This window comes from Rhodococcus sp. NPDC127593, assembly GCF_042671975.1.
Taxonomy (GTDB): domain Bacteria; phylum Actinomycetota; class Actinomycetes; order Mycobacteriales; family Mycobacteriaceae; genus Rhodococcus_F.
The window spans coordinates 1-16052 of sequence record NZ_JBHXWI010000112.1 but is presented as its reverse complement, the minus strand read 5'-3'; the positions used below and the strand labels follow the sequence as shown (position 1 = coordinate 16052).

At 63.7% G+C, this 16052-nt stretch carries 10 protein-coding genes; 5 read left to right on the top strand and 5 right to left on the bottom strand.

Annotated features, from left to right (window positions below; all coding sequences use genetic code 11):
- Positions 1-20: 20 nt before the first annotated feature.
- The 4 genes from ACFVJ3_RS47625 to ACFVJ3_RS47610 all read right to left on the bottom strand — a co-directional run bounded on the left by ACFVJ3_RS47625 (position 21) and on the right by ACFVJ3_RS47610 (position 8080).
- Complete coding sequence (locus tag ACFVJ3_RS47625) at positions 21-155, bottom strand: hypothetical protein (RefSeq protein WP_378458709.1); 135 nt, start codon at positions 153-155, stop codon at positions 21-23.
- Positions 156-231: 76 nt separating this feature from the next.
- The gene (locus ACFVJ3_RS47620; RefSeq protein WP_378458708.1) at positions 232-1176 is read right to left on the bottom strand and encodes a sigma-70 family RNA polymerase sigma factor; all 945 of its coding nucleotides are present in this window, start codon (positions 1174-1176) and stop codon (positions 232-234) included.
- 1560 nt (positions 1177-2736) lie between these two features.
- The gene (locus ACFVJ3_RS47615) at positions 2737-4152 is read right to left on the bottom strand and encodes an aldehyde dehydrogenase family protein (RefSeq protein WP_378458707.1); all 1416 of its coding nucleotides are present in this window, start codon (positions 4150-4152) and stop codon (positions 2737-2739) included.
- Positions 4153-5278: 1126 nt separating this feature from the next.
- The gene (locus ACFVJ3_RS47610; protein WP_378458713.1) at positions 5279-8080 is read right to left on the bottom strand and encodes an AAA family ATPase; all 2802 of its coding nucleotides are present in this window, start codon (positions 8078-8080) and stop codon (positions 5279-5281) included.
- A gap of 1137 nt (positions 8081-9217) precedes the next feature.
- On the opposite strand from ACFVJ3_RS47610, the gene ACFVJ3_RS47605 reads away from it, so the two are divergent.
- From ACFVJ3_RS47605 to ACFVJ3_RS47590, 4 genes are all read left to right on the top strand, one after another.
- Positions 9218-9685, top strand: coding sequence for a hypothetical protein (locus ACFVJ3_RS47605; RefSeq protein WP_378458706.1), 468 nt, complete (start codon positions 9218-9220; stop codon positions 9683-9685).
- A 26-nt stretch (positions 9686-9711) separates the two neighbouring features.
- A complete protein-coding gene (locus ACFVJ3_RS47600) occupies positions 9712-10230 on the top strand; it encodes a Dps family protein (RefSeq protein WP_378458705.1) in 519 nt (172 codons plus the stop codon).
- 447 nt (positions 10231-10677) lie between these two features.
- Positions 10678-10989 carry a dsRBD fold-containing protein gene (locus tag ACFVJ3_RS47595; protein ID WP_378458712.1) on the top strand — a complete coding sequence of 104 codons (312 nt, stop codon included), beginning with the start codon at positions 10678-10680 and terminating at the stop codon, positions 10987-10989.
- A gap of 363 nt (positions 10990-11352) precedes the next feature.
- Positions 11353-13701 (top strand): ATP-binding protein, encoded by a 2349-nt coding sequence (locus tag ACFVJ3_RS47590; RefSeq protein WP_378458711.1) that lies wholly within the window; start codon positions 11353-11355, stop codon positions 13699-13701.
- 7 nt (positions 13702-13708) lie between these two features.
- Here ACFVJ3_RS47590 and ACFVJ3_RS47585 read toward each other — a convergent pair whose 3' ends face one another.
- The gene (locus tag ACFVJ3_RS47585) at positions 13709-14947 is read right to left on the bottom strand and encodes a thiolase family protein (RefSeq protein ID WP_378458704.1); all 1239 of its coding nucleotides are present in this window, start codon (positions 14945-14947) and stop codon (positions 13709-13711) included.
- Between the two features lie 463 nt (positions 14948-15410).
- Here ACFVJ3_RS47585 and ACFVJ3_RS47580 point away from each other — a divergent pair.
- A partial coding sequence (locus ACFVJ3_RS47580; protein WP_378458710.1) for a transposase occupies positions 15411-16052 on the top strand: 642 nt, incomplete at its 3' end.

Genomic DNA, 16052 nt, shown 5'->3' with positions numbered 1-16052 from the left:
CGACTCGCCGCCAACCCTGTTCACGCGGTCGACCTGATCCTGGGAACCTGAAAACGCAGCTCACAGCTCCAGAAATCAACAACTACGGCACCCTGCCAGTTCGCCGATGATTCGCTGCCGGGATCGGCGGCGCCGAAGCGGATGGTGTCGGCCACAGCGTGAACCTGGCCGGTGATGAGGCCGACCGCGGGTTCACACTCTCGCGCCGTGTTCTCCAGCGGGTGTCCTTCGTCAGACAACAGCAGCGGTGGCGAAATCAATATCAGTGTCGAAATAGTTCGGGCGGACCCATGACCACCGCTCATGATTGTCGGTCAACCTCTCAGCTGCGTCGTGCGCATCTTTGCGAGCGAGAAGGGCATGTACCAGTGCATCCTGCTGCTCCGGTGTCCGAGCCGGGTTGTCGATATCCGCCTGCAGCTCGTCATCGGTGTCTTGTTGGACGTGTCGCCAGAACTCACGGTCGGTCATCGACCTCATCGGGCTCCGAGATTCGATGCCCGGTCTGGATGGGTCGACCACATCGTTGGCGAGGAGCTCCTCGAGGTCGGCGAAATTTCCGGCTTGTGATGCGGAAAGGAACGCCCGCACTAGGCGTCGATGCGCTACCAAATTCATCGCAGCCCGGTGCCCACGGAGCTCACGTCGCGCCGCGATACGATTGCGGGCACGTCTGACGAGTTGCCTCGCGTTGGCCACACCGAGTTGAAGAACTTCTGAGATTCTCCGGTATGGGTACTCGAAGGCCTCTCGGAGAACATAAGCGGCCCGTTCCGAGGGTGTTAGGTCCTCCAGTATCAGCAGCGCCGATTGGACCTCCTCACGGAGTTCAGCTCCTGTCGCCGGGTCGACGTGGGGGTCCGCCGGCTCTGGGAGCCTATGGAGGTCGTATATCTCGTGCCGTTTCCTGGCGGATTGGGCGAGCGTGATGGCGAGCCTGGTCGTCGTTGTCGCCAGGAACGCCGACGGATTGATGACCACAGTGCGGTCGGTGCCTTGCCACCGAAGCCAGACGTCCTGAACGATGTCTTCGGCGTCGCTCGCGTTTCCGAGGATTCGATATGCGATCCCAAAGAGTCGAGGTCGAACGCTGAGGAAGGCCGAAGCAGCCTGATCAAGGTCGCTGGTCGCCGGCCCGCCGTCGTCTGTGTGCGTGTCCAACAGCTTCGCGTCCATGGTCTCGACTCCCTCTGCTCCTGTGTGCTGCCATCTGGCAATGTCTCTGCAACTACAGTCCCGCTTCGGACCTCCCCATCGCGCCCTTGAAGTCCGTGGTCGGCACCCTGGTGCGCGGAAACCAGTCGGACCCTCGGTGACGCGAACTGAGATGCGGCCACATCGTTGTCGCCTTCATGGCTCACAGGGCAGGAGGATGCGGCGCTATTGATGGGTGCTGAGCGGGTGGGCGGTCCGTGGTTGAGCGGGAGCCTCGATCTGCCCGACTGACTTTCTCATGTACGCGGGCTCAACGGATCCACGACGAGGGTTGTGTGCTCACCCCCGCTGGACACTTGAGTGCGCCGCGTTCCCCTTCGCGGTCCTCGCCATAACGCTCCTCGCGTGCCCGTTCTGCCCGCGCCTGACTGCCGGCGGTGCTTTCCATTTCGGTATCACCGTGCTCGTCGCCGCTCAGCTCTTCGGTTTCTTCGTGTTCGCCTACGGCCGTTACCCGTTCTGGAGCGGACCCGGCGCACCGCGGTCGTCGCCGGGGCTTGAGACTGTCAGGAGCTACAACGAACAACGACAACGATCCCGACCCCTCGTAGGTCGAGGTCGAGGTCGAGGTCGATGACGAAGCACGGCGCGGGCGGCGCGTTTGCCTTGATGATGTGATCGGCGGGAATCGCTCACTCGCTTCACACCGGGGGACGCCGGTTGCAGTGCACCGTTTCGAGCAGCCGGCAGGACGGGTGCTCCTCTCTGCGGAGCGCGATGACGTCATTAGTCGAATTAATGCCTTGTGGCAGAATAGTTTTGGCGTAGTATACCTGAGTCCGGGTGTTGTCGGCCGGAGCTAATGCCACATCCGTCCTCATCTCGCCTGCGGAGGAAACCCCCTATTGAAGCCCGTCTCGACTGGTACGCGTCGAGCGGCGCCGACCTTCCGCGATCGTCAGCATGTGTGAACGCTCGGTGCCCGGCACGACGAGTTACCACTCGGGAGGCGTGTACGTTCCCTGAGTAGATAGGCGCTCGGTGCCTCTGGACCGAGGATGTCTGCTTCGTGTACGTTCCTGGCGGAGCCGAATTTCTTTTGTGCAGTACGGGTGAGAGCGTCGTCGGTTTCCATATGCGAGATCCAATGAAACGCATTCACGATTTTCGCCAGATAGCCGGGCATCCATGGCTATGTCTGTCGCTGTGTAGCCTTCCCCGTCGTTGAACTGGTCACCACGAGAACGATGAGCACAACGCCGAGCAGAGTGCGGGGTCTCCGTGCTCCTGACTCCACCGGATCTGTCGGTCGCTAACCTAATCTCAATCGGTCCGGTCGTTATCCTTTACCTCATTATTTTCCAGCGCATTTCGTCAGTGTCATAATCCGCGAGGCTGTCACGGATAAGCCACGTTCAGATCGTGCATGTGTTCCCTGGCCACCAATGTGAGCGCTTCCGCACCCCGTAGTCGTAGTGGTGCGCGTACTCTGGCCAGTTTCTCGTCGTGTGGATTCATTCTTCTGTGTCGCCGTATCGCCGACCTGGGCCTGCAGCATAGTGTTCGATCAGGGGTCGCTTACTACTCGCTGAGGAGCTGCGCGAGTTCTGTCGGCGAGCTCTCGCTGTAGGGCGGGAAGACTACGTCGATCGACTCCTCGGCGGGCGAGAACAGCACCGACTTGTTGTGGGTGAGGTTGTCGAAGCCTGCCTTGCCTAGGTATTGGCCGATGCCCGAGCCGCCGACGCCTCCGAAGGGGAGGGTGGGGAACATCAGATGCAACATCGTCTGATTGACCGCGCCGCCTCCGAAGGGCAGAGAGGTCAGTAGCGACGATATCCGCTCCTCGTCTTGGCTGAAAATGTAGGCGGTGAGGCCCGACGGCCGCTCCTTGATCGACTTCACGACCTCGTCGAGGTCGCTGTAGCGCAGGACGGGGAGGATCGGACCGAAGATCTCCGCCTCCATCACCTTGTCGTTCTCCTGGACCGGATAGAGGATGGTGGGCGCGACATAGCGACCCTCGACGTCGACGTCGCCGCCGATGGCGACCTTCGCCGGGTCGATGAGGCCGGCAAGCCGCACGACGTCTTTCTGGGCGGCAATGAGCGACAGGTCGGGGTTCGCCTTCGGATCCGTGCCGTAGAACTCTCGGACGGTCTTCGTCGTCTCGGCCACGAATTCGTCGGCGACGGATTCGTGCACATAGACATAACCGGGGGAAACGCACCATTGCCCACCGAACGCCATAGCTCCCCAGACGAGCTTGCGTGCGGCATCGGCCAGGTTCGCGGTCTCGTCCACGATCGAGGGGTTGCGCCCGCCGAGTTCGAGGAGTACAGGCGTCAGGTGCTCCGCGGCTGCGCGCATCACGATCTTGCCGACCGGCGCACTGCCGGTGAAGAAGATGAAGTCGAACGGCAGCTCCAGTAGCGCCGAAACGACGGTGCGGTCGCCGCGTACGAGTGCGACGTCTTCCGGCTCGAAGTAGTGCGGGAAGAGCTCGCTGAGCGTGTCAGCCGTGTGGCTGCTGACCTCGGAAGGCTTCACGATCGCAGGGTTTCCGCCGGCCACGATTGATACCAGAGGTGCGACGACCAGAGCGAGAGGTGCGTTGAAGGGGGCGATGAGCAGGGTGACGCCGTAGGGGTCATGGAAGACTTTGCCCTTGTACCCCTGTTTGGCGAAGGTTGCCGGCAACGGTGCGTCGGTGGGCTCCATCCACTGGGCGAGATTTGCTTTCGCGTCAGCGATCGCGCCGAGCGCGGCACCGAACTCGAATGCGATCTCGAAGGTGGCGGTCTTGAAGTCAGCCGCCAGGGCAGCACTGAACGCATCCTGGTTCTCGGTGATCAGGCGTTCGAGACTGGTCAGCTGCTTGAGCCGCCAGTCCAGCGACTTGGTGGCATCAGAGGCGAAGCGGTCCTTCTGAGTGCGGAACAGCGAGGTGAAGTCCAGGGTGTCGGACGTGCTCGGCGCCGCGATGGTGATCGTCATTGTTCATTCCTTTCAATGCAAGACGCGGCGTGGTTTATAGCCGCTAAGGAGTCGACATGAATCCGTATGGGGTCGTGTCGACATGAATCCGTAGGGGGTGGTTCCATATGGATGGAGATTGCGCAGGGTCTCGTGTCGGCATCCTGGGTTGGTGACAGGGTTGTGCGAACGCGACGTGGTCGAGACCCTCGGGGCGGTTATCGAAGAAGCTGGGAACCTGCGACGTGCGATCGCCGCCGATATCGGGGCGGGCAGCGGTCATCCGCACTTCTGGGTTCGAGGTGGGCTCCGTCTCGCCTCCCGGATCGGAGTCTGTTTTTGCGTGTCGAACAGGTTCGTGTCCATCCTCTCGACTCCTCTGTGCTCCTGTGTTGCGTGCGCCATCTGGCAATGTCACTGCAACTACAGTCGCGCTTCGGGCCTGCCCGTCGCGCCCTTGAAGTCCGTGGTCGGCACCCTGGTGCATGGTTGTGGCCACTTACGGATGGAGATCGTCGAGACTTGAGGGGCCGTCGCCGTCGCCGCGGCCGACGGATCATTCGGCCGTGCCAGTTGGAATCAAGATCGCATCTTCGGCTCGGCCGGAGGCGCAGGTTCTCATGGCCGGGAGTGTGCGCGACTGTCGGCGAGATCCATAGTTGCTGTGCGTGCCCACTCGGGTCGTAGACGAGTGCGCAAAGTTCCGATGCCTACAGTTCGACCTTCGCTTGGGAGCGAGCCGCTCCTCCCCGTCACACCACGATCGATCCCGCCTTCACCTGGCATTTGACCCTTCCCCCACACGGCCATTTCGACGCGCTGCCCACCAGCCGAATGATCGGTCGTATCGATCTGTCGGAAAAGCATGAGGTCGACAGTATCCACTGAGGGCGAGCATGCGCCCTGCGCGGCGGCGGAATCAAAAACGTCACTTCGCTCTCATCTTCACGCTCGCAGAAATGGAAACAACTACGCCCACAACAAGGATGGGTTGTCGGCAATTTGTGGCGCGGCCTCGGCGACAGGCGTCATCTCTCGAACCGTGAGGACCATTCGTGTCTCAAACGTGCGTGGCCACCGCCTCGTCGGTGGCCAGCTGGGATCCCGCGCCGACGCCCTAAGAGGACGCTTCCGGGGTGTGTCACCGTCAGAGATCGGGTGGGGCAGCCCCGACTGCCCGCCCTGCATCGTCGGATAGCGTCCCGCGGAGCTGCTTGCGGGAACGGATGCCGAGCTTGGCGAACACTTTGCGTAGGTGCCATTCGACCGTGTGCGGGCTGATGAACAGCTGCGCTCCGATTTCCGGATTCGTTAGTCCGTCACCAGCGAGACGGGCGATCTGCGCTTCCTGGGCAGTGAGAGCATCACCTACTTCAAACGTTCGACTACGTACCGTCTCCCCGGTGGCCAGAAGTTCGCGTCGGGCGCGTTCGGCGAACGCTTCGGCCCCCATGCGGCTGAGCATTTCGTAGGAGATGTGCAATTGCTCGCGCGCGTCGAGGCGCCGATTCTCGCGACGAAGCCATTCTCCGTACAGCAGGTGGGCGCGGGCGAGATGAACGACGATCCGGGTTCGCGCCAGCCGTTCGACCGCCTCCCGGTACAGCGAGTCCGCAGCCTTGCCGCTGCTCAGGAGCGCCCTCGATCTTGCCAGGATGCCAAGGGCCCAGTCGCTGCCGGAGGGGAGTGTTCGTTCCTCGAGTCGCCGCAGGGCGTCCACGGCCTTCTCATGGGCGCCGCTTCTGACGGCCGCCTCTACGAGCTCGACAAGGGACCACCCGAAGAAGCCAAGATCCTCATATTCGCATGCTCGTCGGGCACCGTCGAGGGCGTCCGGGTAGCGGCCGCGACCGTTGTAGAGGACCGCGGTGACGTACCCGGCCATTCCGATGATCCTGCCCTCACCCCTAGCGGTGGCGTTCTCGATGCCGGCCTCGATCATCTTCACAGCCTGAGTGTCGTCGCCGCGCCAGGCGGCCAACACCAGCGACGTGTACTTCACGCGCGCGTAGCTGTTCGCCTCCGTGAGCGAATCGGCCTCCTCTATCAGGGCGGACGCAGAGGCGAACTCACCGGCGTGCAGATGCACGCTTGCGCGGTAGATGAGCGCGACTGGAAGGACTCCGAGTGCGCCTGTATCGCGAGCAAGCTGGACAGCGCGAGTGGCCAATTCATGCCATGCCTCGTCATCCCACAGCTCGTGTGCGACCGACTGCGCCATGGGGCATGCCAGCCAGAGCCATCGTCTGGTGTCGTCGTCGGTGGGGAGGACCTCCTGCCGAAAGGCCTCCAGCCCACGCCGCAGGATGGGCGCTCCGGCCAGGTAGCCCTCGGTGAACCGCGTGGCCAGCCCATTCAGGAGAAGGTCGAGCGGCCTCGCCGGCAGCGGTCCCGGTGGCGCGGCAAGCACTGCCTGGGCTGCCTCTCGAACTCCGCGCTCACCTCCGAGCCGGCTGGCGAAGATCGCCGCCCCGAGCGCTTCGAGGTACGTCTCACGTGCCAATTCGTCACCGAGACCCTCGAGTTGCTTGGCTGCATCGAGAAGTAGTGCGGTCGCATCACTCCCGCGTCTGCGGGTGAACGCCATCCGGGCTCGTAAACGCGCCAGCCGGGCGCGCTGAAGATCGTTCAACGGGCTTAATTCTGCTGTTGCGAGAAGATCGTATGCTGCATCGGGCGCTGCCGCCTCGAACTTGGCTTGTGCGGCGGCGAAGGCTCGCCTTCCCCGTCGGGCCGGATCAGGTGTCAACGCGGTCGCTCGCTCCAAGAATGCCGCCGCCGCTGCGACGCCGCCGCGGCCTTGAGCCCGGTCGGCGGATCGCTCGAGCTCGCTGGCAACCGCCTCATCGGGGCCGACCGCCGCGTGCGCGCGATGCCACGCACGGCGGTCAGGATCCGATTCAGGATCGGTCGCATCGGCCAGGGCACGATGCACCGCCTGGCGCTCACCCAAGTCTGCCGCGCGGTATGCAGCTGAGCGGACCAGAGGATGGTGGAAACGCACTCGCACGCCGAGTTCGATCAGTCCCGCAGCCTCGGCGGGCGTTGCTGCCTCGGCTCCGATCCCGAGCCGTGCGGCTGCGCGTCTCAACAGAGGCACATCGCCTACTGGCTCCGCCGCGGCGGTGAGGAGCAGTTGTTGCGTTTGGGCCGGAAGCGACTGGACGCGCCGTAGGAAGCTTTGCTCAATTTGGCTCGACAGGGGCTGTGCGTCGGGACTGCTGAACCCGCCCGCCAGCTCCGCAGCGGTCAGCCCTCGAGGTAACTCCAGCAGGGCGAGTGGGTTGCCGTGCGTTTCAGCGATGATCCGGTCTCTGACGCGCTCGTCCAGTCGCCCGGATATCGCCGAGTCAAGTAACGCACGAGCATCGTCGTCGCGTAAGCCCTGGACCGTGAGCTGCTGCAGCCCCATGAACGCCCGGTCATCGCGAGTACCTCGCACGGCAAACACGAGTGCGACGCGCTCTGCGAGGAGGCGGCGGGCAACGAAGACGAATGTTTGCGCGGATACGCGATCAAGCCATTGTGCATCGTCGACGAGGCACACGATCGGTTGCTTCTCGGCAGCCTCGGCCAGCAAGTTGAGCACCGCAAGTCCAACCAGGAAGCGATCCGGCGGGTCCCCGCTGCTGAGGCCGAGCGCTACAGCCAGCGCACCGCGCTGTGGGGTAGGGAGATGATCTAGATGGTCCAATAGCGGCGCGCAGAGCTGCTGCAACCCAGCGAACGCGAGTTCCATCTCGGACTCAACGCCTGCTGCTCGAGCGACGCGACATCCTTCCGCGCGCTCTGCCAGGTATTCCAACATCGCGGTCTTGCCGACACCGGTCTCGCCGCGCAAGACCAGCACCTGACTCTCGCCGGTCTGCACACCCGCTACCAGGCGATCCAGCGCCGCGCATTCGCTACGTCGACCACGCAGGTGCAGCCCCGGTTCATTGTTCGACATCTGCACTGCCACCTCGTCGCGTATTTTACGCGTGACCGCGGGTGGTCGGGGGGTTGGAAATTTCGAGTGCAGGATCGGGACGGTACAGGTTCCGTGGGCACGAGCGGAGCAGGATCCGGCAGATGCTGACGTTCCGGTACGGGGTCGTGGCTGCGCAGTAGCGGCCGCATCCGGGGGTCGATGCCTCCGATTCCGCTCCCACCGGAGGAAGTCAGTCAAATCAGGGGCAATTGCGGACTCGGGACTCGAAACGGATCGTCCTGTCACAAGCGGCGAGGCTGTTCGGTCATAACTGATATCACCGGATCAGACCCGGTGATAGGAAAAGAAAGGTTTACCATGGCGATTGTCGTCATTGTCGGCCGGGTACCGCTCAATCGGCACGGCCACGCAGCCGTCACATCGTACCTCGCCGCAGGGTGCCAACACGATCTGGGCGCACCAGGATCGGCGAGGGTGGGCGCAGTAGCTAACCGGCCGCGGCCCTTGCGTCGCTTTTGCGATACCCCAGTGTTCTTGCGGCGGTTTTTGTTGCCCGAGCTGGGGCAGTCTCTCCGGCACATAGCTTGAGACCTGAGGGTATCGATCGTTTGCTCTTTTCCGAGCCGGATCCGCGACGAACTGGTCACCTCGAAGCGTGAGCGCATGACCTCCCTGAATCAATTTCACTGATCTCGCAAAACAACGGTGAACCGAATCCTGCGTGTCAACAATAATTCTCGGCACTCAAGGCCGGGGCCAACACAGAAATGAGTTCGACATGAAGAACCTTGTTCGTAGCGCACTAATCGCGGTCGCGGCTACCACGGCCATCGGAGGGGTCGGCGCCGGCACGGCGGCGGCAGATCCCGTGGATGCCGTCGGCGGTCAGTCGCTAGTCCACCAGTCGTCGGTCCACAACTCGTTCCCTCATCATCCCCACCACCCCGTCGCTCCTCACCGCCTTGGCCCCAACCCATTCGGCCACAACCCATTCGGTCACGACCGGGGAGGCCCAACAGAACGTCACAGGTTCAACCCATTCCCCAGGGGTCTATGTCCCGACGTCTCTCCTCAAAGTTACTGCCTCCCTGGTCAACTGTAAGGCCGGCTACCAATAACACCAGCACACTGCTTCATATATCAAAGGCGAACACCATGACCACGATTCACCTTCACCAGACCACCACCGCCACGCCCGCACAAATCCTCGCAGCCTTCACCGACTTCGGACCAGGCCGCTCGACCATCTTCGCAAACAGCACCGACGAATACCTCCGCGTCCACAGCCAAGGACCTGATCACGTCGACGTCACCGAAGGCGCCCACGGAATCTGGGAACGCCTACATTACAACTGGTCCGACCCTCACCGAATCCTGATGATTACCACCGATTCCAACCTATGGGGCCGGAACTCAGGCCACACCTACACCCTCACCCGCAAACCCGGTGGGATGACCGACGTGGACGCCGTCGTAGTCCGCGAGGGCAGGAACATCAGAGGGCGCCTCCTCTCGATCGTGCTCGGTGCCGGCGGCAGGCGTGTCCTGGAAAGACAATTCGGGCAGACCATCAAGGCCGTGGAGGCCCACTACCAGGACGCGAGCGCGGCCGACCTCTCGTAGTCGGGCGCAAGACGAAAGGACATGTCATGACTACTTCACGCCATCGGTTCGAGGAGGTGCGGGAGTTCAAAGCCCCGCCCGGTCTGCCAAAGAACCTGCAGAAGGTCCTGGTTGATCTCATCGAACTCCAGCTACAAAGCAAACAAGCCCACTGGAATCTGGTCGGCACCAACTTCCGCGACCTGCATCTGCAACTCGACGAAATTGTCGATATTGCCCGCGAAGCCAGCGACACGATCGCTGAACGGATGCGCGCCCTCGACGCGGTACCGGACGGACGATCCGACACCGTCGCGGCGACCACGACTTTGCCTACCATCCCGCCCGCCGAGCTGAGCACCACCAATGCTGTCGACCACGTAGGCACCCGTGTAGATGCCGTAGTCGACACCATCCGCGCGGTTCACGACGAGGTCGACGCGGCTGACCCCACCAGCGCCGATCTTCTGCATCGCATCATCAACGATCTGGAAAAGGCTGCCTGGATGCTCAAGTCCGAAAACCGCACACCATGGCGGCGAACGTGGATTGACACGGAACTCTGAGGACGACCGGCGGGATCAACATGATCACCAGTTCCGCCAACCCGAGTTCCGTGTACCACCAACGATGTCCCGGTTGCGCGCGGGGCGCTGACCTTGGGTCTCGGGTCCTGGTCTCCCGGGCGCGGGACCCGGGGACCGGAGGGTCACTATGGATGGGCGAGGATTTGTCGACTCCGACTCGCGTAGGTGTATCCACATCGAGGACCGAACCACGGACATCGACTCGACCCGATCGTGCGGGCCGTCCGTCCCATACGAACTGGCTCAATTATGTACAGGCCGGATTCGGCTTGGGAGCGGTTTCAACGGCGAGCGAGGCGCGGCCGGTTTTCGTGGAATGCCGGTCCGCGACGAATAGAAGAGCCTGCGGACGCAACGAAAATCCAGACGTCTCAGGCGCCGACTCGGATGTATCCCGGTGCAGAGAACGAGAGAAGCGAGTCATCCATGAACGAGAAGACTTGGTTGGTGAACATCGTCATCGACGAGCACCAATCCGAAGATGCCGGTATCCAGATGCGAGCGCGGGCCCTTCTACGTGCCAGTGACCGGACCACATTCGTAGGGGTGGGACTCGCGAGACGAAATCCGCTACATACCGATGTTCCGAAAGTCAGCGAAGACATGGCCACTGCCCGCGCGCTGGCCGACCTGTCGCATCAACTGTACGAAGCAGCCGCGGAACAGGAAGGAGTCACGCGAAGCGTGCTCCACTCCGCGCGCGTCGCAGATCTTCACCGTCCACGTTCTTCCGGCTGAGGTGACTCGCAGTGCGCTACAAATTCACAACTGCGGGGTCTGGAGTGTAGCTGCGTCAATTCGACGTTGGCTTGAAGTTGTTTCGCGATGATGGCAGCCAATTCCGACTTGCCCGGTGCCCTCTCCCCGGAATCCCGGCTTCGGCGCGGCCACTTCGAGATACGCGTGGACGATAGAATCCGGCTCCTGGCCCCGCACGGATTGGACTGGTCCGGCTCTGTGCCTCCGCGCACGGTTGCGTTAGATCGAAAGTCCAGCACTGAAATTCCGGGGAGAGGTCGCGCCATCGAGGTCGAGAAGTTTCGGTCGAACAAGCCAGGTGATGATGTGAGTGTCACTGCGGCCCATGAGAGTGACAATGTGATGCTTCCTATAGCCCGGGACAAGATGGGAAATCTGCCCCTGGAACTGACCAGTTTCGTGGGTCGCCGCCGCGAGTTGACGGAGGCGAAGCGGCTGCTGTCGCTCGCTCGTCTGGTGACACTGACGGGGGTTGGTGGTGTCGGCAAGACACGACTGGCTCTGCGTGTGGCCGCGAACGTGCGCCGCGCTTTCGACGACGGGGTGTGGCTGATCGAGCTGGGGGAGCTTAGTGATCCGGACCTGTTGGCGGACACCGTCGTCGAGACGTTGGGACTGTGGGAACAGTCCGCCAACCCGTCGCTGGAGTTGTTGACCGAGCATCTCGCGGATCGGCGGGTGCTGCTCGTGCTGGACAATTGCGAGCACCTGGTGGAGGCAGCCGCGGCGCTCGCCGAGACGTTGCTGCGGCAGTGCCCTGGCCTACGTGTCCTGGCAACGAGCCGCGAACCGCTGGGCATCGGCGGAGAAGCTGTGATGCGGGTGCCGCCCCTGACAGTCCCTGATCCGGACCGGCCGCCATCGTTGCAGGGCTTGGCCGAGTACGACGCTGTCACGCTGTTCGCGCAGCGGGCCGAGGCCACTGCACCAGGATTCGTGCTCTCCGAGGCCAACCGCGTCACGATTACCCGGATCTGCCAGCGCCTGGACGGGCTGCCACTGGCCATCGAGTTGGCAGCGGCCCGCCTGCGGGTCCTGACCCCGCAACAGATACTGGATCGACTGACCGATCGCTATCGACTGCTCACCGCGGGCAGCCGCGGTGCGCCGGTCCGCCAACAGACCCTGAAGCTGTCCATCGACTGGAGTTACGACCTGTGTGGACCGGTGGAACAGCAGCTGTGGGCACGGCTGTCGGTGTTCGCCGGTGGCTTCGAGCTCGATGCCGCGGAGAGTCTCGGCACCGGGCTCCTCGCGCGGGACGAGGTGTTGGACGTAGTGGCTCGTCTGGTCGACCAGTCGATCCTGATCAGGGAAGAGGCCGGCGCCGTAGCGCGGTACCGGCTACTCGAGAGCCTGCGCGAGTACGGATATCAGAAGCTGCGCGAGATGGGGGAGGAGGCGGCCTTGCGTCGGCGGCACCGCGATTGGTGCCTGCAGTTAGTTAAGCAGGCAGAGGAAGAGTGGATCGGCCCACACCAGCTCGCGTGGATCACCCGGCTGGAGCGAGAACAGCCGAATATGCGTGACGCTCTGCAGTTCTGCGTGACCGGACCTGGTGAAGACGAGGCTGAGGCCGGCCTGCAGATCGCCGCCGCTCTACACACGCTCTGGCTCACTCACGGTCTGCTCAGTGAGGGCCGATGCTGGCTCGATCGGGTGCTGGCCCATCACAGCGGCCAACCCACCACAGCGCGGATCAAGGCGTTGTCCGCCAACGCTGCGCTGGCCGCAATTCAAGGCGACCTCCGGAAGGGCGCGATGCTCGTCGAGGAGGCAGAGACCCTCGCCGCGCACCTGGGAGACACGGGGGTGCAGGCCATCGTCACGCACGCCGACGGACTCCAGGCGCTCTTCGGCGGCGATCTGCCACGCGCCGTCGCCTGTTTCGAAGCCGCTCTCGAGGGGTTTCGCGCCGAGGGCGACCTGATGCGGCTGATCGAGACTTTGGTCGGGTTGGAGCTAGCCAGCGGACTGCTCGGCGATGTGCCCCGGGCGATCGCATGTAAGGAGGAGGTGCTCGCGATCACGGAACTTCACGGCGAGTCAGTGCAACGGGCGTGCGCCCTGTGGGCGTTTGCGCTTGCGGTGTGGCAGACCGACCACAGCCAGGCCTCCAGGTTGCTCGAGCACAGCGTGCGGCTTGCACGGGTGGTGGATGACCGACTCAACGCGGCGCTATCTCTGGAGGCGCTGGCATGGATCGCCGCGGCCGACCACCTCGACCGGCGGGCCGCGGCCCTGCTGGGCGCCGCCTCAGCGCTGTCACAGACCGTGGTCGGCACCACGGTCGCCGTCCCGACCCTGCTCACCTACCACGACGAATGCGTGCGGCAAGCCCGCCGTGCGCTGGGGGTGCAAGTGTTTGAGGAGGAGGTGCGCCGCGGCGAAGCCATGACAGTCGACAACGCGCTTGCCTACGCACTCGACGAGCGCCGGACGGCATCGCGGCCTCGCGCCAACACCACGACCGGGTTGACCAAACGCGAGCAGCAGGTCGCCGGGTTGGTCGCCGAGGGCCTGACGAACAAGGCGATCGCCGCTCAGTTGGTCATCTCGCAGCGCACCGCGCAGGGGCATGTGGAGCACGTCCTCGCCAAGCTCGGATTCACATCGCGTGCACAGATCGCCGCCTGGGTTGTCGAGCGTGGGGAGACCGAGCGGACGGGTTCAGCGAGTCCTACGGTCTGATGATCGGTCAAGCGATCCTGGGGTTCTCCAGTACGAGGGCGACTCCCTGACCCGACCCGACGCACACCCCGAGCGCGCCGTAGCGGGCTTCGCGCAGCCGGAGTTCGGTCGCGAGGGTGAGCACGTATCTGGTGCCGGACGATCCGAATGGGTGACCGATCGCGACGGCGCCGCCGTTCGGATTCAGGCGTTCATCGGGAATTTCGAATCCGTCGAGTTGATGCGGTAGCTCGCGGAGCACGCCGAGGGCTTGCGCGGAGTATGCCTCGTGGATTTCCCACACACCGATGTCGCCGGGATTCAGGCCGGCCCGTGCGAGGGCCTTCGGGATCGCGAAGGCGGGCGCGATCCCCATGATCTGCGGATCGAGAGCGTACGTCGCCGACGCCACCACGCGAGCCAGCGGTTCGACGCCGAGGTTTTCTGCGGCGGCCCTGCTGGCGAGGATGACCGCGCTCGCCCCGTCGTTGAGCGGGGACGAGTTACCGGCCGTCATCTGGGTAGTATTCGGTTGCGGCGCGAGCGCTGCAAGCTTCTCGGCGGTGGTGTCCCCTCGAATGCTCTCGTCGTGCTCGAACCGGCGGGCCGGCGCTTTGCGGCTGGCAGGTATCTCGACCGGTTCGATCTCCATGGCGAGGCGGCCCGAATCTCGGGCGGCGGCAGCGTGCTGGTGTGAGCGTAGTGCGAAGGCATCGATTTCTTCACGCGTCAGGTTGTAGCGGTCCGCGACATTTTGCGCTGTCTGCATCATCTCGATATAGGCGTTGCGCGCCAGGAGTGTGGGGTTGGGAGGGCCGCCCGCGCCGGCCCACATCGTGTCGAGCATGAAGACCGGCCCGCGTGGCATGAACGGCGCGTCCCCTTTCATCAGAGCCCATCCCGAGCGGGACATGGATTCGACGCCGCCGGCGAGTCCGATTTTCATCTCGTCGCTGCTGATGGCGTGGGCGATCGAGATCGCCGCCGACAACGAGGACGCACAAAAACGGTTGACCGTGATCGCCGGGACGGACTCCGGGAAACCCGCAGCGAGGGCGGACCAGCGTGCGATGTCGCCCATCCCCTCGTGGGCGGGGTTCACGCAGCCGGCGACGATGTCCTCGATCTTGTCGAGCGGCACACTGGTGCGCTCGCACGCCGCGGCCATCGTTCGGCCGAGCAGATCATCGGTGCGAAGGTGCGAGAGCGAGCCACCGTACCGCCCGACCGGCGTCCGAACACCACCTAGAAGAAACGCATCAGTCATACCGACTCCTAACCCGTGGAAGGGCGCGCGTTACCTGATAGATGGAGCGGTGAGCCGCCCGGTACAACTATATCGAGCGCGCTGGCCCATCGCGGACTCTAGCGGCGGAAGGTTGTCCCTGAACAATTATTAGCTAGTGCGAGCATTGCTGCCGCAAATAGCACGATCATGATGGTGAGCCCACCACCGAAGGCGCTATGTCATGATTCACCAAACGCATTGCTCAGCAACGTAATTACGCTGACAGTGAAAGGCGGCGAACAATACGAAACCCTTCAACTGCAAGATGATCTGCGTGGTTGGCGTGAGGTTGTCCCGGGTCTCGTAGAACTTGAGGTGGCGGTCCCCCGCTCGAGACCCGCCGTGTGGTAGGTGTCGGGCGTTCCTCCAAGAACTCCGACAGCAAGGGACCGCCGTGAAGAAGACTACCCAGAGCCGACCCGTGGACGAGAAGGTGCCGGCGATGCCGGAGCAGGTCACTGTGGCGATGGCCGAGATCGCCGAGAACATGCACGAGGGTCTGCTGGCGTTGGCGGTCGGCGCCGGCCTGCAGGTCATGCAGGCAATGATGGACGCCGACGTGATGGCGCTGGCCGGGTCGAAAGGCAACCACGATGCGGCACGCACCGCGGTACGTCACGGCCGCGAACACGGGTCGGTGACCCTGGGTGGTCGACGGGTACCGGTGACCCGGCCACGCGTTCGGTCGGCCGACGGCTCGGGTGAGCTGCCGATCGCCTCGTATGAGCTGTTCACCTCGACGGAGATCCTCGGGAAGATGGCGATGGAGAAGATGCTCGCCGGGCTCTCCACCCGCCGCTACCCGGTCGGGCTCGAGCCGGTCGGCGAGCAGGTCACCGAGCAGTCGAGGTCGACGAGCAAGTCGGCCGTCTCCCGCAAGTTCGTAGCGATGACCGAGACCGCCCTGGGCGAGCTGCTTTCGCAAGATCTGTCCGGGCTGGACCTGGTGGCCTTGATGATCGACGGCGTCCACTTCGCCGAATCCTGCTGCATCGTGGCCCTCGGGATCGACCTCGACGGGCACAAGCACCCGCTCGCGCTGGTCGAAGGTGCCACCGAGAACGCCACCGTCGTCACCGACCTG